At 69.9% G+C, this 19,254-nt stretch carries 15 protein-coding genes; 7 read left to right on the forward strand and 8 right to left on the reverse strand.

The genetic code is table 11. The features are described from left to right. The first annotated feature begins 44 nt into the window (after positions 1 to 44). Positions 45 to 1,427 (forward strand): HAD-IA family hydrolase, encoded by a 1,383-nt coding sequence (locus tag AB0M01_RS31830; RefSeq protein WP_363676102.1) that lies wholly within the window; start codon positions 45 to 47, stop codon positions 1,425 to 1,427. Here the strand turns inward: AB0M01_RS31830 and AB0M01_RS31835 are convergent. Both AB0M01_RS31835 and pcaD read right to left on the reverse strand, forming a co-directional pair. Beyond that, the gene (locus tag AB0M01_RS31835; protein WP_363676104.1) at positions 1,416 to 3,347 is read right to left on the reverse strand and encodes a TIGR03960 family B12-binding radical SAM protein; all 1,932 of its coding nucleotides are present in this window, start codon (positions 3,345 to 3,347) and stop codon (positions 1,416 to 1,418) included. The two genes, AB0M01_RS31830 and AB0M01_RS31835, sit on opposite strands and share 12 nt — an antisense overlap. Before the next feature lie 107 nt (positions 3,348 to 3,454). Next, positions 3,455 to 4,213, reverse strand: coding sequence for a 3-oxoadipate enol-lactonase (gene pcaD / locus AB0M01_RS31840; protein ID WP_363676106.1), 759 nt, complete (start codon positions 4,211 to 4,213; stop codon positions 3,455 to 3,457). A 36-nt stretch (positions 4,214 to 4,249) separates the two neighbouring features. On the opposite strand from pcaD, the gene AB0M01_RS31845 reads away from it, so the two are divergent. After that, positions 4,250 to 5,221 carry an asparaginase gene (locus AB0M01_RS31845; protein WP_363676108.1) on the forward strand — a complete coding sequence of 324 codons (972 nt, stop codon included), beginning with the start codon at positions 4,250 to 4,252 and terminating at the stop codon, positions 5,219 to 5,221. 75 nt (positions 5,222 to 5,296) lie between these two features. Here AB0M01_RS31845 and AB0M01_RS31850 read toward each other — a convergent pair whose 3' ends face one another. Further along, entirely contained in the window at positions 5,297 to 5,707 is a 411-nt protein-coding gene (locus tag AB0M01_RS31850; RefSeq protein WP_363676110.1) for a DUF2000 domain-containing protein, read from the reverse strand. Between the two features lie 110 nt (positions 5,708 to 5,817). Between AB0M01_RS31850 and AB0M01_RS31855 the strand changes: the two genes are divergently transcribed. Both AB0M01_RS31855 and AB0M01_RS31860 read left to right on the forward strand, forming a co-directional pair. Next, the gene (locus AB0M01_RS31855; RefSeq protein WP_363676112.1) at positions 5,818 to 6,276 is read left to right on the forward strand and encodes an Lrp/AsnC family transcriptional regulator; all 459 of its coding nucleotides are present in this window, start codon (positions 5,818 to 5,820) and stop codon (positions 6,274 to 6,276) included. Between the two features lie 352 nt (positions 6,277 to 6,628). Then, entirely contained in the window at positions 6,629 to 7,417 is a 789-nt protein-coding gene (locus tag AB0M01_RS31860; protein ID WP_363676114.1) for a hypothetical protein, read from the forward strand. Between the two features lie 343 nt (positions 7,418 to 7,760). On the opposite strand, the gene rodA is transcribed toward AB0M01_RS31860, so the two are convergent. The 5 genes from rodA to AB0M01_RS31885 are packed head-to-tail and all read right to left on the reverse strand — an operon-like array spanning position 7,761 to position 13,493. Beyond that, positions 7,761 to 8,927, reverse strand: coding sequence for a rod shape-determining protein RodA (gene rodA / locus AB0M01_RS31865; RefSeq protein ID WP_363676116.1), 1,167 nt, complete (start codon positions 8,925 to 8,927; stop codon positions 7,761 to 7,763). 19 nt (positions 8,928 to 8,946) lie between these two features. Beyond that, positions 8,947 to 11,001 (reverse strand): penicillin-binding protein 2, encoded by a 2,055-nt coding sequence (gene mrdA / locus AB0M01_RS31870; protein ID WP_363676118.1) that lies wholly within the window; start codon positions 10,999 to 11,001, stop codon positions 8,947 to 8,949. Further along, positions 10,998 to 11,531 carry a rod shape-determining protein MreD gene (gene mreD, locus AB0M01_RS31875; RefSeq protein WP_363676120.1) on the reverse strand — a complete coding sequence of 178 codons (534 nt, stop codon included), beginning with the start codon at positions 11,529 to 11,531 and terminating at the stop codon, positions 10,998 to 11,000. The genes mrdA and mreD overlap by 4 nt, the downstream gene beginning before the upstream one ends. A gap of 1 nt (position 11,532) precedes the next feature. Next, positions 11,533 to 12,453, reverse strand: coding sequence for a rod shape-determining protein MreC (gene mreC / locus AB0M01_RS31880; protein ID WP_363676122.1), 921 nt, complete (start codon positions 12,451 to 12,453; stop codon positions 11,533 to 11,535). Between the two features lie 11 nt (positions 12,454 to 12,464). Next, on the reverse strand, positions 12,465 to 13,493 hold the full coding sequence (locus AB0M01_RS31885) for a rod shape-determining protein (protein ID WP_273481446.1): 1,029 nt from the start codon (positions 13,491 to 13,493) through the stop codon (positions 12,465 to 12,467). 368 nt (positions 13,494 to 13,861) lie between these two features. On the opposite strand from AB0M01_RS31885, the gene AB0M01_RS31890 reads away from it, so the two are divergent. The 3 genes from AB0M01_RS31890 (at position 13,862) to AB0M01_RS31900 (ending at position 19,200) form a co-directional block, all read left to right on the forward strand. Continuing rightward, a complete protein-coding gene (locus AB0M01_RS31890; protein WP_363676125.1) occupies positions 13,862 to 16,570 on the forward strand; it encodes a BTAD domain-containing putative transcriptional regulator in 2,709 nt (902 codons plus the stop codon). 110 nt (positions 16,571 to 16,680) lie between these two features. Next, complete coding sequence (locus AB0M01_RS31895; RefSeq protein WP_363676127.1) at positions 16,681 to 18,099, forward strand: MBOAT family protein; 1,419 nt, start codon at positions 16,681 to 16,683, stop codon at positions 18,097 to 18,099. Positions 18,100 to 18,111: 12 nt separating this feature from the next. Beyond that, positions 18,112 to 19,200, forward strand: coding sequence for a hypothetical protein (locus AB0M01_RS31900; RefSeq protein WP_363676129.1), 1,089 nt, complete (start codon positions 18,112 to 18,114; stop codon positions 19,198 to 19,200). The last annotated feature ends 54 nt before the right edge of the window (positions 19,201 to 19,254 follow it).

Genomic DNA, 19,254 nt, shown 5'->3' on the forward strand with positions numbered 1-19,254 from the left:
CGCCGAGAGAGGGGTCCTCTCGGCGGTGTCATAGCCTTTGAGGGGTGACAGATCTCAGCTGGAGCGGATGCCTCAACACCCGGGATCTCGCCGGGTTGCCGACGCGGTACGGCGGGACGACTGTGGCGGGGCTGATTCGGAGCGACTCGTTGCATCGGTTGGATGCGGACGGGTGGGCGGCGTTTCGGGCGGTTGGTGCTGGGTTGGTGCTGGATCTGCGGTCGGACTGGGAGATGACCGAGCCGCACCCGCTGGACGGGTCCGCGATGTATCGGCGGATTCCCTGGATCGATCCGGTGGCGGACAAGCTGCGGGTGGCTGAGGACGAGCCGTTGATGGCCGACATCTATCGCGGGAGTCTCGATCGGAACGTGGGGCAGATCCTGCAGGTCTGTCGGGCTGTCGCGGCGGTGTCTTTGGGGGTGCCGGTGGTGGTGCACTGCCGGTCGGGGAAGGATCGGACCGGGTTGCTGGTCGCGTTGCTGCAGGAGTTGGCCGGCGTACCGCGGGAGGTCATCGCTGCTGACTTCGCATTGAGTGAGGCGAAGTTGGGGACGTTGGAGCGGATCGCGGCGCTGCCTGCTGACGAGCGGGAGGCGGCGGGGGTGGTGTGGCGGTCGTTGCCTTCGACGATTCTGGCGACGCTGGAGCATGTGGATTCGCGGTACGGCGGGGTACGGGCTTATCTGGCGCAGTGTGGGCTGACGGCGCGCGAGATCCATCGGTTGGGGCTGCGGTTGCTGACCGACGTCGACATCGAGGCGGTGGTGTTCGACTTCGACGGGCTGCTGATGGACACCGAGACGACGATGGTCGAGAGCTGGCAGGCGGAGTGGGCGTACCACGGGTTGTCGCTCGATCTCGCGGACGATTTCTGGCCGGGGCACGGAGGTGACATGAGCGAGTCGCGGTACGAGCGGCTGGCGGCGCTGGTGCCGGGGTTCGACCGTACGGCGAGTCATGCGCGGCGGACCGCGCATCGGGATCGGCTGCATGCGTCGATGGATTTCCGGCCGGGGATTCGGGAGTGGTTGCTGGAGGCCCGGGAACTGGGGTTGCGCGTTGGGATCGCGAGCAGCTCGGCGCGGCCGTGGGTGGTGGGGCACCTGGAGCGGGTGGACGCGGTGGAGCTGTTCGATGTGGTGGCGACCGGGGACGAGGTCGAGGCGCACAAGCCGGATCCGGCGGTGTACGAGCTCGCGCTGGCCCGGCTCGGCGAGGGGGTGGGTGAGGGGGCGCCGCTGGCCGGCCGCGCTGCGCTGGCCGTTGAGGACACCCCGCACGGGGTCGCGGCGGCGGCCGCGGCCGGGATGCGGACGGTCGGGATCCCCAACCCGTACGTGGATCCTGCGACCATCGACGGGTTGGTGCTGGCGAGCGCCGAGCAGCTGACGCTCAGCGAGACGATCTACCGCCTACACGACTGACAGCGGGAGCAGCTTCTTGCCCGTGGGGCCGATCTGGATCTCGGTACCCATCTGCGGGCAGACGCCGCAGTCGAAGCACGGGGTCCAGCGGCAGTCCTCGACCTCGATCGCGCCGTCCTCCTCGAGCGCGTCCTGCCAGTCCTCCCACAGCCAGTCGCGGTCCAGGCCGGAGTCCAGGTGGTCCCAGGGCAGCACCTCGGCGTACTCGCGTTCACGCGTGGTGAACCAGGCCAGGTCGACCGGCTCGCCGGCCAGCGCCTTGTCGGCGCAGTCCAGCCAGCGCTCGTACGAGAAGTGCTCGCTCCACCCGTCGAAGCGGCCGCCGTCGCGCCAGACCGCCTCGATGATCCGGCCGACCCGGCGGTCGCCGCGCGACAGCAGGCCCTCGATGATGCCGGGCTTGCCGTCGTGGTACCGGAAACCGATCGCCTTCGCGTACTTCTTGTCCGACCGGATCGCCGCGCCGAGCTTGGCCAGCCGGGCGTCGGTCTCCTCGACGCCGAGCTGCGAGGCCCACTGGAACGGGGTGTGCGGCTTCGGCACGAACCCGCCGATCGACACCGTGCAGCGGATGTCGTTGCGCCCGGAGACCTCGCGGCCGGTCGCGATCACCCGCTTGGCCAGGTCCGCGATCGCGAGGACGTCCTCGTCGGTCTCGGTCGGGAGGCCGCACATGAAGTACAGCTTCACCTGCCGCCAGCCGTGGCTGTACGCCGCCGCGACAGTGCGGATCAGGTCCTCCTCGCTGACCATCTTGTTGATCACCTTGCGCATCCGGTCCGAGCCGCCCTCGGGGGCGAAGGTCAGACCGCTGCGCCGGCCGTTGCGGGAGAACTCGTTGGCCAGCGTGATGTTGAACGCGTCGACCCTTGTCGAAGGCAACGACAGCGAGACGTTCGAGCCCTCGTACCGGTCGCCGAGACCCTTGGCGACGTCCGCGATCTCGCTGTGGTCGGCCGAGCTCAGGCTGAGCAGCCCGACCTCCTCGAACCCGGACTGCTTGAGCCCGTTCTCGACCATGTCGCCGATCGTGGTGATGCTGCGTTCGCGGACCGGGCGGGTGATCATCCCGGCCTGGCAGAATCGGCAGCCGCGCGTGCAGCCGCGGAAGATCTCCACCGAGTAGCGCTCGTGCACGGTCTCGGCGAGCGGGACCAGCGGCTTCTTCGGGTACGGCCAGGCGTCGAGGTCCATCACCGTGTGCTTCGCCGTCCGCCACGGCACGCCCGGCTTGTTCGGGGCGACGCGCTGGATCCGGCCGTCGGGCAGGTACTCGACGGTGAAGAACTTCGGGATGTAGACGCCGCCGGACTTGGCCAGCCGCAGCAGCACCTCGTCGCGGCCGCCCGGCCTGCCCTCGTCCTTCCACTCCCGGATCACCTCGGAGACCGCGAGCACGATCTCCTCACCGTCGCCGAGCACCGCCGCGTCGATGAAGTCCGCGATCGGCTCGGGGTTGAACGCGGCGTGGCCGCCGGCCAGCACGATCGGGTCGTCCTCGGTGCGGTCGACGGCGTACAGGGGGATGCCGGCCAGGTCGAGCGCGGTCAGCATGTTCGTGTACCCGAGCTCGGTGGAGAACGACAGCCCGAACACGTCGAACGCCCGCACCGGCCGGTGGCTGTCCAGCGTGAACTGAGGGATCTGGTGCTCCCGCATCACCGCTTCCATGTCCGGCCAGACCGAGTAGGTCCGCTCAGCGAGGATGTGCTCGCGCTCGTTCAGCACCTCGTACAGGATCTGCACGCCCTGGTTCGGCAGCGCGACCTCGTAGGCGTCCGGGTACATCAGCGCCCAGCGCACACTCGCCGTGTCCCAGTCCTTACTGACCGAGTTCAGCTCACCACCGACGTACTGGATCGGCTTCTGCACACCCGGCAGCACCGGCTCCAGGCGCGGGAACAACGACTCGACAGTCATCAGGACACTTCCGTACGGGAACAGAACACGTCCAGCCTAACGCCGGGGGCCGGTTGAGCCCGCATCCGGCGGCCGGAGGCTGTGGATATCGAGCGTGGAGGCAGCGCTCAGGTCAGGTGCGTGAGGAGGAGGGAGTTGATCCTCTCTGGGTGCGAGTAGGTGACCAGGTGCGCGGCGTTCTCGAGGATCTCGAGGTGGGCGCCGGGGATCGTGCTCGCGAGCGGGATGACGGTCTCCGGCGGGACGGACGCGTCCTGCTCGGCGGTGACGATCAGGGTCGGCGCGGTGATGTCGGCCAGTTTCGGGGTCAGGTCGAGGGTGCTGAGGGCCTCGCAGCAGGCGGCGTAGCCCTCGTCGCTGGTGTTGAGCAGCTGGCCGCGGATCGTCTCCACCTCGTCGGCGTGCGCCTCGGCGTACTCGGGCAGGAACCAGCGGCCGAGGGTCGCCTCGGTGATCGCCTGGGTGCCGTCCTTGCGGACCTGCGCCGCGCGGTCGATCCAGGTCTGGGCGTTCGCGGCCGGGTTGACCGGTGGGCAGAGCAGCGCGAAGCGGTGGAAGCGGTCGGGGGCATTCTGGGCCAGCCAGAGCCCGACCGCGCCGCCGAGCGAGATTCCGACGTACGACGCCTGCTCGGTCTGCGTCGCGTCGAGCAGCTCGAGCACGTCGTTGCCGAGGTCGTCGATCGTGTACGGGCCGGGCGGCGCGTCGGAGGCGCCGTGGCCGCGGTGGTCGAAGGCGATCACTTTGTGGGTCCTGGAGAGGGCGTCGGCCTGAGGCGCCCACATCGTGTGGTCGGTGCCCAGCGACGAGGCCAGCAGTACCACGGGCGCGTCGTCGGGGCCGGTCGTCTGGTGGTTGAGCCGCATGCTGTTCACCCTACGGGCGGTGCTAGCTTTCGCGGCATGTCTGAGGGTGTCCCAGGTCTGAACGGTGTCGTCGAGCTCGCCACTGTCGTTCGCAACGGGTTCGTCGAGAGCCGGCATTTCGGGATGGCGGTCGCGCTGTCACCAGCTGGTACGACGCTGTTCGCCGCGGGCGATGTCGATGCGGTGATCCTGCCGCGGTCGACCGCCAAGCCGCTGCAGGCGGTCGGCACGCTGGTCGCCGGGGCTGTGCTGGACGGGCCTGCGACGGCGATCGCTGCGGGAAGCCACACGGGTGAGGACCGGCATGTTGCGGTGGTCGATCGCATCCTGGCGGCGGCTGGGCTCGATCGGTCGGCGTTGGGCTGCCCAGTGGATCGGCCGGAGGACGAGGAGACGCGCTTCCGGCTGATCGCCGAGGGGGTCGCGCCGGACGCCGTACGGATGAACTGCTCGGGCAAGCACGCGGCGATGCTGCTCGGTGCGGTCGCGCTGGGCGGCGACACTGTGGCGAGCACCTATCTCGACCCCGCCTCCCCCGTCCAGCAGATCATCCAACGCGAGATCGAACGGTTGACCGAGGCAACCACCGGCATCGTCACCGTCGACGGCTGCGGCGCTCCCCTGCTCGGCATGCCCCTGACCGGCCTCGCCCGCGCCTTCAGCCTGCTGGCCACCGCCGCCCCGGGCACCCCCGACCACCAGGTCGCCGCCGCGATGCGCGAGCACCCCGAGTACGTCGGCGGCCGCGGCCACCTGAACACCGACACGATGCGGCTGCTGCCCGGCGTACTGGCCAAGGGCGGAGCCGAAGGCGTCATCGGCATGTCCACCCCCGACGGCCACGCGGTCGCCGTGAAGGTCATCGACGGCAACCCGCGCGCGACCACCGCCCTCGCCCTGACCCTGCTGGAGAAGTGCGGCGCCGACGTGTCAGCCGCGGAAGAGCTGCGCCACGTGCCCGTCCTCGGCGGCGGGCAGCCGGTCGGCAAGATTCACCCGGCCATCTGACTCGCGACTTTGAGCACGGCTCAGCCGTCGCCGCGCTCGTTTGGTACCTGAGCGGTGCTCAAAGTCGGCTCTTGACTAGCGGTAGAGCGCGAGGGCGCCCGTCAGCGAGTCGACTGCCGCGCGTGGGCCGTAGAGGCCGAGGCCGAGGTACTCCACGTCGTCCGGCTTCGTTCCGCTGAGCGTTGCCGCGTACTCCTCGTACGTGCGCGACCGCTGGGCGACCTGGTTCATGTCGTGCACCGTGACGCCCTCGCGCGCGGCCGCCTGGGCCCGGAGGTCGCGGAGTTGCTCGCCGGACGCTCGCAGCACCGGGATCGGGTGGGCGCACATCCCTTCGTGCACCGCCCCTGAGGCGTCGGTGACCGGCTCCCCGACGACGTCCTCGTGGTGGTCGCCGAGCGCGACGCCGAGCAACGCCGCTGTGTTCAGCGCGACCCCGACCGGAGCCTCGGCCGCGAGTACGACCACCATCTTGTTCGCCAGCATGCCGTCGTTCCTTTCACCTGCCCAACAGATCACCGCCAACGCTAGCCAGGCGTACGCCGTACTCGCTTGGAAACCGAACGAAGTTCGGCGCAGGCGGCACACTGGTCGGTATGGACGAACTTGATACGGCGCTGCTGCGGATCCTGCAGAACGACGCACGCCGCACCAACCGCGACATGGCCGCCGAGCTCGGCATCGCGCCGTCGACCTGCCTGGAGCGGATCCGCGGGCTGCGCGAGCGCGGCGTGATCAGCGGGTACCACGCCGCGGTCGACCTGGCGGCGATCGACCGGTCGACGCAGGCGATCATCTCGATCAAGCTGCGCCCGCAGGCGATGGCGGTCGCGACGGCGTTCCAGGACTATGTGCAGAGCCTGCCGCAGACGCTGGCGATGTTCATGGTGTCGGGGGCGTCGGACTTCCTCGCGCACGTCGCGGTGAAGGACACGCAGGCGCTGCGCGACCTGGTGCTGCAACTAGCGAAACGGCAGGAGATCGGGGACATCCGGAGCTCGGTGGTGTTCGAGCATCACCGGCGGACGACGGTGATGCCGCTGCCGCAGCGGTGAGCAGGGCCTGGCGGTGGTCGCGGCGCGCTGTGATGGGCGGGCGGTGATCCGCCTGGCGCTGGGCAGCGTCGGATGGGGGTTGTTGGGGTTTGGGTGCCCGCCGCCGGTCGAGCTGGGGCCGCCGCACCGGCGGGGTCAGCTCGCCGAGCACCGGCGGCGGGTGGCTCGCCGGCGGAGCGGCGTGCCGGGGTACGCCAGAGGGGACCGGCGTACCGGCGTACGCCGGGAAGGGGGTTCGGCGTACGAGATGAAGACAAGACAGCGCGGCTGGACGTGACAGTTCCGGGAAAAAACGGGTGTTTGATCGTGGCGCGGTGGAGGTTCGTGGGTGGTGGCTGGCAGGGTCGTGGTCATGGCTTCGAACTTGGACTGCCTTGGGCTGGGGGTGGATTCGCCGGAAGCGTTCGCGGATCTCGTCGATCGGATCGGCCCGCGGGCCGCGGTGGTCGGGCGCGCGGAGGACGGGCTGGAGGTGCGGCGGTGGGAGGATCCTTCGGGGGCTCGGTTGGTTTTGGTGGTCGGGGAGCGCGGGATCTTGCGGGTGACGCCTTCGTTCGGTGGTGAGCGGGTGGTTCAGCTGGGTGATCTGCAGCGGGCGGGTTCGGAGGCTGCGGTTGCTGATGTGGTTGATGGTGGGGAGACGGTGACCCGGTTGGCGATCGAGCTTGAGGAGCTGGCACTGCTGGGTGAGGGCAAGCATGCTGGGCTTGCTTGTGTTGTCGGGCTGGCTCCGGAGGTGCGGATCTTTCCGGATGCTGAGGCTTTCGCGGGCTCGGAGGCGAGCCTGCTGTCGGATGGGGATCCTGGGCCGCGGCCTGAGCATTACGAGGCTGATTGGGTGTGGCCGCCTCGGATGGCTGCTGAATCGTTCATTCCCAGTGGGATGTTCGGGGGTGAGGTGCAGCCGCTGGCTGCTGTGAACGGGAGGGTGCGGTATGCGGAGCGGCGGACGACGATGCTGACTGGGCAGGACTTTGTGGTCGCGCGGGTTGTGACTGCTGGGTTCGAGGCTGACGTGTGTTTCCCTGCGGAGGTTGCGGCGCCGCTGCCGGGAGCGATCGTCAGTGCGAATGTGTTCCTGACCGGGTCGTTCGAGCTCGAGGTTCCGGAGCCGCGGCGGCGGTGGTTCAAGCGGCGCTGAAGGGATCGCGGTACGGCGAACGGCTGGGGCTGGGGTTGCTGGTCGGGTGACTGGCTGGGGCTGGGGTTGCTTGTCGGCTGACCGGCTGGGGTTGACGCACGTAGGGCGGGTGCGGGTGGTTCGGGCCTCGCGGCGCCGGCCGCGGGTTTGCTGTTGAGTGCGGGTAGGTGCCACCTGTGGACTTCTCGCCTACCTCGGCCGACTACCAGGTACAGGCTTGCTGTTTGGGCGAGAAGTCAGCAGGCGTCACCTTGGGGTGGGCCATTGCCCTTGTCACCTTTGGCTTCGGTGGTGGGCCTGCTGTGGCTAGGGTTGGCTGTTGGCTGACCGGTTGTGGTTGGGGTTAGATCTCGTGCGTTCGTAGGTGAATGTTTTGCAGTAGGCCTACTGCCAGTAGGCCTGCGAACATTGACGAACCGCCGTACGACACGAACGGGAGCGGTAGGCCCGTTACCGGCATGATGCCTAGGGTCATGCCGATGTTTTCGAAAGCCTGGAAGGCGAACCAGCAGACGATGCCGGTGGCTACCAGGCGGTCGAAGGCGTCTCGGGCGTTGACGGCGATTCTGAGGCCTCGCCAGAGGATGAGGGCGAAGAGGGCGATGATGGCGCCGGCGCCGATCAGGCCCAACTCTTCGCCGGCGACGGTGAAGACGAAGTCGGTGTGTTGTTCGGGGACGAAGGCGTTCTGGGTTTGGGAGCCGTGGAAGAGGCCTTGGCCGAAGACGCCGCCGTTGCCGATGGCGATGCGGGCCTGGTTGACGTTGTAGCCGATGCCTTGCGGGTCCTGGGAGGGGTCGGCGAAGGCGGTGAAGCGGGCTAGTTGGTATTCCTTCAGGACGTTGAACTGGATGGCCAGGGTCGCGATCAGGACCGCGGCTGTGACCAGGCCGAGCATCCAGCGTTTGGGGACGCCTGAGACTGCGATGATGCCGAAGACGATGGAGCCGAGGACCATTACTGTGCCCAGGTCTGGTTGGAGCATGACCAGGAGGACTGGGATGGCTGCGACTGCGATGGCTTGGGCTACGTCGATGGTGCGGGCGTTTTCGCGGTGGTTGGTTTCGCCTTTTTCGGCGATGAGCAGGGCCATGCCGACGATGACCGCCAGCTTGGCGAACTCGCTGGGTTGGACCGACATGCCGGGGAGCTGGATCCAGGAGCGGGAGCCGTTGATGACGGCGCCTACGCCAGGGACCAGGACGAGGATGAGGCCGACGAGGGACGCTACGTAGAGCAGGGGCGCGAGGATGCGTAGGCGGCGGTGGTCTGTTACTGCGGCGCCTACTGCTAGTACTGCGCCGATGGCGAAGTTGAGGGCGTGCCGGAAGAGGTAGGCCCTCGGGTGGCCGTCGGTGAGGGACGTGCGTTGGTAGGTGGCCGACCAGACGAGGAGGGCACCCAGGAACGCCAAGGCCAGTACGCCGAGCACCAGGACCCAGTCGGCTTGCCAGAGGGCGCCTCGGCGGTCGGTGCGGGAGCGGACCGGGCGCATGGTGAGGAGGCTCATGCGGTCACCTTCGGCGCGGTCATGGGGTCTTCTTCGCAGCCGGGGGGGCGGGCGGCTTGATGTTGTAGAGGGTTTCGTAGATGTGGCGGACGGCCTCGCCGGAGGCGCCTGAGCCGGTGCCGGCCTGGCTGATCATCATCACCACGGCGTACCGGTCCGTGTACGACGCCAGCCACGACGTCGTCTGCTTGCCGTAGACCTCGGCGGTGCCGGTCTTGGCGCGGACCGGGATCTTGTCGAGGGGGAAGCCGTTGAACTTCCAGGCCGCCGTCCCGGAGCGGACGGTCTCGCGCAGCGCCTTGTCGATGTAGCGCAGGTTCGCGGCTGGGACCGGGAGTCGGGCGGCGATCGTGCTCGGGATCGGCTTGGCCTTGCCGTTCGGGCCGATCACCTTCGCCGCGACCCGCGGCTCCCACAGGATGCCGCCGTTGGACAGCGCCGAGTAGACGGTCGCGAGCTGGATCGGGGTCAGCGTGGTGTCGCCCTGGCCGATCGCGAAGTTCACCGCGTCACCCGCGCGGTACCGGTACCCGTCGGCGCAGAACTCGCGGGAGAACTGCTTCAGGAACGACGACGTCCCCGCGGGCGGCGCGTCGGCCAGCTTGCAGTAGTAGTCCTTCTGCGCGTCGTAGTACGACTTCTTCCACTTGCGGTCCGCGATCCGCCCCGACGCCTCGCCGGGCAGGTCGATCCCGGTCGCCTTGCCGAGGCCGAACTTCTTCGCCATCTCGACCAGCGGGTCGACCGCGTTGATGTCGCCGGAGTTGCCGCCCTCCTTGAGCCACAGGGCGTAGGCGATCCGGTAGAAGAACGTGTCGCAGGACAGCGCGAGCGCGCGGTCGAACCCGATCATCCCGTACGACGCGGACTCGTAGTTCTTGAACCTGCGGTTCCCGACCTCGAAGAACGACGAGCAGTCCAGCCGCGTCTTCTGGCTGTACCCCGCACCCAGCGCGGCCGCCGTCGTGATCGGCTTGAACGTCGACCCCGGCGCGAGCTGACCCTGCAACGCCCGCGACAGCAGCGGCGTCCCCGACTGCGGCGAGTACAGCGCGTCGAGCTCGCGCTGCGAGATCCCGCCGACCCAGACGCCCGGGTCGTACGACGGGTAGCTGGCCATCCCGACGATGTGCCCGGTCTTGGTGTCCATCACCACGGCCGCGCCCGAGTCGGCGACGTAGTTGCGTTTGGTGATCTTGTCGTACTGCTTGCGCGCGGTCATGATCGCGCCGCGCAGCTCCTTCTCGACCGACGCCTGGACCCGCGCGTCGATGCTGGTCACCAGCGTCGAGCCGGGCACCGGCGCGGTCTGCTTCACGGTGCCGGTCGTGTACCCGACGGCGTCGACGCTGACCGTCTTCAGCCCGGGCGCGCCGCGCAGCATCGCGTCGTACGTGCGCTCGACGCCGGCCCGGCCGACCAGGTCGGAGCGGTGCGGCACCGGGTCCTGCCCGGCGGCGTCGATCTTGTCGAGCTCCTCGGTGGTGATCGGCGACAGGTACCCGAGGATGTGCGCCGCGTTCACCCCGTACGGCGCCGGGTAAGCGCGCAGCGCGGCCGACTCGGCGGCCACCCCCGGGAAGTCCTCGCGGCGCTCCATCACCTCGATCGCGACCTGCTCGCTGACGTCCTTGGCGACCGGGATCGGCTGGTACGGCGAACCGTTCCAGCAGGCCGGCGGCTTGGACGCGCCCGGCTCGCCGCAGAGCTTGGTCCGCGCGGTCAGGTCGGCGGGCTTCTGACCGAGCACCTTCGCGAGCCGGCCGAGCACGCTCTCCTGCTGCTGGTCGGGCAGCTTGGCCAGCACCGACCGGTCGACCGAGATCACCAGGGAGACCCGGTTGCCGACCAGTGTCCGGCCGGCGGCGTCGACGATCGTGCCGCGGGGCGCCGGGGTGAGCACGTCGCGGGTGCGGTTGTTGTCGGCGGCGTTCGCGTAGCTGTCGCCGACCATGACCTGCAGGTACCACAGGCGGCCGAACAGCGTGCAGAACAGGGAGAAGACCAGGACGCCGATCACGAACAGGCGCATCCGGGCCTTCAGCGGCGCGGGGTTGAAGCTGTCGAAACTCATGGCAGGACCCGGCGCCGTTCGCGGGCGGGCAGCACCCGGCGCATCACCCAGAGCACGATCGGGATCACCACGATCGCGCCGACCACGTCGTACCCGGCGGCGATGCCGAGGCGGACGCCGAACTCGTTCCAGTCGACGGCCGGGTCGTGCAGCAGCGAACCGGTCGCGCTGTACAGCAGCAGCGACAGCGCGGCGCCGAGCACGACCGTCCCCGCGACACCCACCGGGCCGACCGGCCCGGCCGAGGTCTCGCGGCGGATCAGGCCGGCGACGTACCCGCTGACCGCGAGCGCGAGCGCCCAGCGACCGGCGGTGTGGTCGGCGGGCGGGACGACGTCGAGCATCAGGCCGCCGGCGAAGCCGCAGATCGCACCCCACTCGGGCCCGCGGGCCAGGGCGAGCCCGACCACGACGATCATCACCAGGTCGCACACGACGCCGGCCACCGCGATGTGCGGCAGCAGCGAGGTCTGGACGGTGACGGCGACCATCAGGAACAGGGCCGCGAGCGCGATCCGGAGCGGGATCATGTCAGCGCCCCTGCTCGGGCGTGACGACGCCGCGCGGCGGCCGGGCCGGCGGACCGGTGACGACGCCGACGGTGTCGATCCGGGTCGGGTCGACGAACGGCTTCACCGTCGCCGTCGACCCGAGGGTGCCCTGGTTCGGCGTGACGGACGTGACCGTGCCGATCGGGACTCCCGGCACGTACGGCGCGTTGCCCTTCGAGCCCCAGGTGACGATCCGGTCGCCGACCTTGGGCCGGGCCCGCAGGTCGACCAGCTTGTAGTCCATCGTGCCCGACGTCTCGCCGCGGCCGGACAGGAAGCCGAGCGCGAGCGTCGAGTTCAGCCGGCCGCCGACGGTCGAGTTGCGGTCGCCGATGAGCAGCACCGTGGCGGTCGCGTCGGTCGCCCGCACGACGCGGCCCACCAGCCCGTCCCCGTTCAGTACTGTCATGTCCGGTCGTACTCCGTCCGCCGTTCCGGCATCGATGGTGACTGTGTGGTTGAAGCTCTGCGCACTGCCGATCCCGATCACCCGGGCCGGGGTCACCGTGTACTTCGGTGCGACCTTCAGCAGCCGGTCCAGCTCGGCGGCGCGGTTGCGTGCGTACTCGGTGGTGCGCAGTTCTTCGGTGAGTTTCTCGTTCTCCGCTTGAAGTTTTTCGTTCTCGCTCTTCAAGGTATCCACTTCGGCGAACCGGTCGCGGAGTTCGTCCACAGGCTGCCGGGCCGACGTCGCGCCGGACTCCAGCGGACCGAAGACGGCCGCGGCGGCGTGCCGCAGCGGGTCGACCGGGGAACCGGCCGACCGGCGCGCGTCGAGCACGATCAGGGTCAGCGAGGCCAGGATCACCAGGACCAGCACGGTCCGGCGCCGGCGGATCTCGCGGGGCAGCCCGGCGGCGCGGACCAGGCCTCTCGCGGGGGTGCCGAGGTCTTTGAGCATGGGTCCAGGGTTCAGCGGCGGTTGTCGGTGACGAGGATGCGGTTCAGGGTCTCGATGTTGTCCACGCACTTGCCGGCGCCGAGCACGACGGCGTCCAGCGGGTTCTCCGCGACGTGGATCGGGATGCCGGTCTCGTGCCGCAGCCGCTCGTCCATGCCCTTGAGCAGCGCACCGCCGCCGGTCAGCACGATGCCGCGGTCGACGATGTCGCCGGCCAGCTCGGGCGGGGTCTTGTCCAGGGTCGCCTTGACCGCGTCGACGATCGCGGTGATCGGCTCCTCGATCGCCTGCCGGATGCTGGCCGAGGAGACCTTCACGGTGCGCGGCAGGCCGGAGACCATGTCCCGGCCGCGGATCTCCGAGTCCGGGCCGTCGGCGGTCGGGAAGGCCGAGCCGATGGTCATCTTGATCTGCTCGGAGGTGGCCTCGCCGAGCATCAGCGAGTACTCCTTCTTGCAGTAGTTCACGACCGCCTTGTCGATCGCGTCCCCGGCGACCCGGATGGACTGCGAGGTGACGATGCCGCCGAACGAGATCACCGCGACCTCGGTGGTGCCGCCGCCGATGTCGACGACCATGTTGCCGGTGGCGTCGCGGACCTCGAGGTTCGAGCCGAGCGCGGCGGCCATCGGCTCCTCGATGATGTAGACCTTGCGGGCGCCGGCCATGTACCCGGCGTCGCGGACGGCGCGCTGCTCGACCGCGGTGATCCCGGACGGCACGCAGACCACGATCCGCGGCTTGGCGAAGTACCGGCGCCGGTGCACCCGCTGGATGAAGTAGCGCAGCATCTGCTCGGCGGCGTCGAAGTCGGCGATCACGCCGTCCTTGAGCGGGCGGATCGCGGTGATGTTGCCCGGCGTCCGGCCGATCATCTTCTTGGCCTCGTGCCCGAACGCGACCGCCTCGCGCGGCTCGTCGGTGCGGGTGGCGACCACGGACGGCTCGTTCAGCACGACGCCGCGGCCCCGGACGTAGACCAGGGTGTTCGCCGTACCGAGGTCGACCGCCATGTCTCGGCCGAGCATGCTGTTCGCCATGCAGGCCCCCTCCCGCCGCTCGGGTCCCGGGTTCTCAGGCTAAGCGCGGACCAGTCGCCTCCCAGGGACCGACACGACTCCGCCTGTCCAGCACGCATCGTATCGGGAAGCTCACTCGCGGCCAGAACTCGGGGTTCGGCTGTGGACAACCCGCCGGTACGCCGTTCCGGGTGGTGCCGCCGGCAACCACCGGCGGCACCACGCGCCCCCAGACTCTCGCCCCTCCCCTGACGGGCGAGCGCTCCTCCCTCGGAACCCGGTGAGCGGCCGGTCAGCACCTCGGCCGCTCGTCCGGCGAGCATGACGGTTGGCGCATTCATGACGCTTTCGTGGCGCTTTCACGCCCGTCGGGGGGCCACAATGGCGCCATGGAATTCCGGCTGCTCGGTCCGGTGGAGGTCCTCGACGACTCCGGCCGGCGCATCGAGCTGGCCGCGAACCGCCTCCGGGTCCTGCTGGCGACTCTCCTCCTGCAGCCCAACCGCGTGGTCGCGGGCCAGGAGCTGATGGACACGCTGTGGGAGGAGGACCTCCCAGCACGCCCCCGGGCGGCGCTCCAGACCTACATGTCCCGCCTGCGCACCCTCCTGGGCCGCCCACTGATCCGTACCGAGGCCGCCGGCTACGTCATCACCGTCGACCCGGCGGAGATCGACCTGACCCGTTTCCGCGACCTGGTCGAGGCCAGTACGACGACCGCCGACCCGGACGAGCGCATGCGGCTGCTGACCGAGTCGCTGGCGCTCTGGCGCGGGGAGCCGCTCGCCGGCCTCGCCGCCGGAGCGCTGATCCGTGATGCGGTCCCTGCCCTCACCGAGGAGCGCCTGCACGCCACCGAGCTGCTGCTGGCCGCCAAGCTCGAGCACGGCGACCAGGTGGGCGCCGAGCTGCGCAGCCTGACCCGCCGCTACCCGCTGCGCGAGTCCCTCTGGGCGCTGCTCATGCAGAGCCAGATCGCGGCCGGTCAGCCCGCTGACGCGCTGGCGACGTACAGCGAGGCCTCCCGGCACCTGGCTGACGAGCTGGGGCTCGACCCCGGCCCAGCGCTCCGCCGCCTCCACCAGGCCGTGCTGGCGACGGATGCCCGCGCAGCAGCCGCTCGTACGAGCCACCAGACCGTCCCGCACCAGCTGCCCGCAGTCGGGCGTACCTTCATCGGCCGCACGCAGGAGCTGGAGGCGCTTGACCGAGCCCTGCTGAGCCCGACCGGGTCGATAGCGGTCGTCTCCGGTACGGCGGGAGTCGGCAAGACCTCGCTGGCGGTCCAGTGGGCCGAGCGCGCCGACTTCCCCGACGGCCAGCTCTACGTCAACCTGCGCGGCTTCGACCCGTCCGGCGAGCTGGTCGACCCTGCCGACGCCGTCCGTGGCTTCCTCGACGCGCTGCAGTCCATGCCCGGCCGGATCCCCGCCGGTGAGGCAGCGCAGTCCGCGCTCTACCGGACGCTGCTCAAGGACCGCCGGATGCTGATCGTCCTCGACAACGCCCGCAGCGCCGCGCAGGTCCGGCCGCTGCTTCCCGGCGGCAACACCTGCCGAGTCCTGGTCACCAGCCGCGACGCCCTGCCCGGCCTGCTCGCCACAGAGGGCGCTACGCCGGTCAACCTCGACCTGATGGACTGGGACCAAGCAGCAGCTCTCCTGACCGGCGCAGTCGGTAGCGACCGGGTGCGGGCCGAGCCGGACGCCGTAGAGGAGCTCATCGGCCTCGCCGCCCGGCTCCCCCTGGCTCTGTCGCTGGTCGCCGCCCACGCCGCAGCGCACCCGACCTGGTCGCTCACAGCGGTCGCCACTGACCTCCGGCGTACCAGGCAGGGTCTGGACGCGTTCGCCGGAGAGGACGAGGCCACGGACCTCCGCGCTGTCTTCTCCTGGTCGTACCAGCTCGTCAAGGCAACTTCAGCGCAGGTCTTCAGGCTCTACGGCGCTCACCCCGGCCCAGACCTGTCAGTCGACGCAGCAGCCGCCCTGGCCGGTACGACGCCTGACCGCATCGCACCTGCCCTCGCTGAGCTGGAGCGAGCCCACCTCCTCACCCAGCACTCCCCCGGCCGCTACACCGCCCACGACCTCCTCCGCACCTACGCAGCCGAGCTCGCCGCCGAGGACGGGCCCCCGCTGCACCGCCTGCTCGACCACTACCTCCGTACGGCGGACGCCGGCGACCAGTGGCTCCGCCCGCACCGGGACCCCGACGAGCTGCCCGCACCCGCCGGTACGCCGTACGCGCTGAGCTTCGGCGGATACCAGGAGGCATTCGACTGGTTCGAGCAGGAGTGCCCGAACCTGGTTGCCTTGGTTGAGCACGCCGTACGCCGAGGCTTCGACGGCCACGCCACGCACCTGGCCCGCACCATGACCGGCTACCTGGAGCGCCGCGGCCTCTGGAGCACCTGGGTCGACGTGATGGGTACGGCGGTCTACGCCTGCGAGCGCTCGGGTGACGCAGCAGCGCAGGTGATGGCCCGCCGTTACCGCGCCCATGCCCTGGCCCGGCAGCAGCGACTCCCCGAAGCCCAGTCCGAGGCTGAGCGCGCGCTGGACCTCGCCAAGGGCGACCCGGTGGCACAGGCCTGGTGCGAACGCATGCTGGCGTTCGTACTGGCCGAGCAGGACCGCCTGAAGGAGTCGTACGAGCACGACCTCGTCGCGTCCGACCTGTTCAAGGCGGCTGGGCACCGGACCGGCCAGGCCCTCGCGCTGAACTCGCTGGGCCTGCTGCACGCCAACACGTTCGGCGAGTACGAGCTGGCGCTGCAGTACTGCCTGCAGGCACAGCGGCTCTACCAGCAGGTCGACCACAAGCTCGGCGAGGCAGCGACCTGGGACCACCTCGGCTACGCCTACCGCTGCCAGTCGGCGTACGGCGAAGCAATCGCCTGCTACCGCAAGGCGCTGTCGCTCTACCGGGAGCTGAACGACCTCTACTACCAAGCCCTCATGCTGCAGAACCTCGGCGATGTTCACCAGGAGCTGGGCGACCAGCCGGCGGCCCGTAGCTCGTGGCAGTCGGCTCTGACCCTGCTGACCGACCTGGACCACCCCACCGCCGACGATCTGCAGGCCCGGCTCGGCTGACGCAACTTCTTCGCTCCCCAAGCCATCTAGGGCACTAGAGGCGTCCTCGGACGGCGTACGTCCGTATCTAGCGGTGCCGCAGCTGCTTTCGACCTGGGGGGAGATCAGCCTTGTCCTTCGCCGCGCCACTGTTCCTGTGGTACTTCCTGCCCGCGGTGCTGCTCGCGAGCTGGATCCTGCCGCACCGGGCGCGCAACGGTGTGCTCGCGGTGTTCTCGCTCGGCTTCTACGCCGTCGGTGGCAAGGAGTTCGTGCTGCTCCTGCTGGCACTGATCGCGGTCAACTACGCCGCGGGGCTGGCGATCGGCGCGCTGCCGATCCGGCGCCGCAAGGCCGTCGTCGTCGCGACCGTGGTCGCCGACCTCGCCGTCCTGGCCGTCTGGAAGTACGCCGGCTTCGCCTCGACCGCGGTGCACTCGATCGCGCAGGGCCTCGGCCTCGGCGACACCCGGATCGTCAGCCTGGCGCTGCCGATCGGGATCAGCTTCTTCACCTTCCACCACCTGTCGTACGTCGTCGACGTCTACCGCGGCGTCCGGCTGCCGATGCGCAACCCGCTCACCTTCGTCACCTACATCGCGATGTTCCCGCAGCTGGTGGCCGGCCCGATCGTGCGCTACCACGAGATCGCCGACCAGCTCCGCGACTCCCGCCGGGACCGGTTCGCCGACTTCGCCGAGGGCTTCCCGCGGTTCGCCTGGGGCCTGTTCAAGAAGGTGGTGATCGCGGACTCGCTGGCTCCGCTGGCTGACGCGGCCTTCGCCGCCGAGGACCCGTCGACGGCGACCGCGTGGATCGGCGCGCTCGCCTACGCCGGGCAGATCTACTTCGACTTCTCCGGGTACTCCGACATGGCGATCGGCCTCGGCATGATGTTCGGCCTGCGGCTGCCGGAGAACTTCGCCCGGCCGTACTCCGCGATCTCGGTGACCGACTTCTGGCGGCGCTGGCACCAGTCGCTGTCGCGCTGGTTCCGCGACTACTTGTACGTGCCGCTCGGTGGCAACCGCGGCGGCACCTTCCGCACGTACCGGAACCTCAGCATCGTCTTCCTGGTCACCGGGCTGTGGCACGGCGCCGCCTGGACGTTCGTGGTCTGGGGCGCCTTCCACGGCGTACTGCTGATCATCGAGCGCGCGACCGGCCTCGGCCGCTCGGACCGCTGGGCCGGGCCGCGGCGCGCGATCACGTTCCTGCTGGTCGTCTTCGGCTGGGTGCTGTTCCGGGCCGAGTCGCTGCCGGCCGCCGGAAAGATGCTGCAGGCAATGATCATGCCCTGGCACGGCTGGTCGGTCGCACCCGACGTCGCGATGCTGCTGTCCGGGCACCGGGTCGCGCTGCTCGTGCTCGTCCTGGCCACCGTGTTGCTCCCGGCAACGTGGGTGACCGGCCGGGTGATCGACGGGCTGGAGGAGACACCGCGCTGGGCACGCCGGTCGCTGAAGGCCGCCGCGCTCGTGCTCTCGCCGTACGCCGCGATGGTGGCGGTGGCCGGGACGTTCAGCCCGTTCTTGTACTTCCAGTTCTGACAGGGGGATGTGGTGAGACGAGGTCAGGTCGTCGCCGGGGTGGTCGCGTTCGTGTTCGTGTTCGGGCCGGCCTTCGGGTACGCCGTGGGCTTCCGGCAGGCGCCGGTCGACAACCGGGCGATCGCGCCCCCGCCGAAGACGTCGGCGGGGTGGGACGCGCTGGACGCGGTCGGGCCGTGGGCGTCGGATCGGTTGGCGGGGCGGTCGACCGCCGTCCGGGGGAAGTCGTGGTTCGACTTCAACGTGCTGCGGGAGCTGCCGCCGTCGGGGAAGGTCGTGCGCGGGGACGACGGGTACCTGTTCCTCGGCGAGGACTTCACCAAGGCGTGCAAGCAGACGCCGGGGTTCCAGGCCGGGCTGGACGGACTCGCGGCACTGACCGAGGTGATCCAGCGGTCGGGTCGGCGCGTGGTGTTCAGCCTCGGGCCGAACAAGTCGTCGGTGGTGGACCCACCGGACGCCGTACCGGACGGGCAGTGCGCGCTGGACGGGATCGCTGAGCAGAACCGGGTCCTCGACTCCTACCAGCACCCGAACTGGCTTCCGCTGCGGGCAGCGATGACCAGGTCGCAGACCTACTGGCGGACGGACTCGCACTGGTCAGGCGCCGGCGCTGCTGTCTTTGCCAAGGCGCTGGCGGAGAAGCTGGGGCTGCAGGCGCGGCTGACGACTACGCCCGACCAGGTGACGAAGACAGCGGACCTGAACGTGCTGCTCGGGCTGACCGCTACCGAGACACCGCCGTCGCTGCAGGTGTCCACCGGTACGACGGTGACGCCGCAGCCGGGCTACGCGGCGTTCGACGCCACCAAGGTGCTGTACGGCGTGGAGAAGTGGAAGACGACGCCGGCGACCGGGCTGGTCGGTGGCAAGTCGGTGCTGATCGGTGACTCGTTCAGCTACTTCGCACTGGGCAACCTGCGACCGCTGTTCGCCGACGGGACGTTCCTGTGGACCGGGCACGTCAGCGAGGAGGAGCTGATCGCCGGGATCAAGGAGGCGGACACGGTGGTGATCCAGCTCGTGCAGCGGTCGCTCACGCCGGGGCACGTGTTCGCGACGAAGGCGTTCCGGGACAAGGTGGCGGCGGCGCTGAAATAAGCTCCGGCCCCGGTGCGGATCATGAGGGCGGTCGCACCGGGGCCGGGCAGTACG

Origin of the sequence: Kribbella sp. NPDC051770, from assembly GCF_040681455.1 — a bacterium.
In the GTDB taxonomy this organism is placed as follows: domain Bacteria; phylum Actinomycetota; class Actinomycetes; order Propionibacteriales; family Kribbellaceae; genus Kribbella.

Bases quoted from the DNA above. Each gene is read 5' to 3' on its own strand.
- AB0M01_RS31835 (WP_363676104.1), bottom strand. From the start codon at position 3,347: ATGACTGTCGAGTCGTTGTTCCCGCGCCTGGAGCCGGTGCTGCCGGGT.
- pcaD (WP_363676106.1), bottom strand. From the start codon at position 4,213: ATGCGGCTCAACCACCAGACGACCGGCCCCGACGACGCGCCCGTGGTA.
- AB0M01_RS31845 (WP_363676108.1), top strand. From the start codon at position 4,250: ATGTCTGAGGGTGTCCCAGGTCTGAACGGTGTCGTCGAGCTCGCCACT.
- AB0M01_RS31850 (WP_363676110.1), bottom strand. From the start codon at position 5,707: ATGCTGGCGAACAAGATGGTGGTCGTACTCGCGGCCGAGGCTCCGGTC.
- AB0M01_RS31855 (WP_363676112.1), top strand. From the start codon at position 5,818: ATGGACGAACTTGATACGGCGCTGCTGCGGATCCTGCAGAACGACGCA.
- AB0M01_RS31860 (WP_363676114.1), top strand. From the start codon at position 6,629: ATGGCTTCGAACTTGGACTGCCTTGGGCTGGGGGTGGATTCGCCGGAA.
- rodA (WP_363676116.1), bottom strand. From the start codon at position 8,927: ATGAGCCTCCTCACCATGCGCCCGGTCCGCTCCCGCACCGACCGCCGA.
- mrdA (WP_363676118.1), bottom strand. From the start codon at position 11,001: ATGAGTTTCGACAGCTTCAACCCCGCGCCGCTGAAGGCCCGGATGCGC.
- mreD (WP_363676120.1), bottom strand. From the start codon at position 11,531: ATGATCCCGCTCCGGATCGCGCTCGCGGCCCTGTTCCTGATGGTCGCC.
- mreC (WP_363676122.1), bottom strand. From the start codon at position 12,453: ATGCTCAAAGACCTCGGCACCCCCGCGAGAGGCCTGGTCCGCGCCGCC.
- AB0M01_RS31885 (WP_273481446.1), bottom strand. From the start codon at position 13,493: ATGGCGAACAGCATGCTCGGCCGAGACATGGCGGTCGACCTCGGTACG.
- AB0M01_RS31890 (WP_363676125.1), top strand. From the start codon at position 13,862: ATGGAATTCCGGCTGCTCGGTCCGGTGGAGGTCCTCGACGACTCCGGC.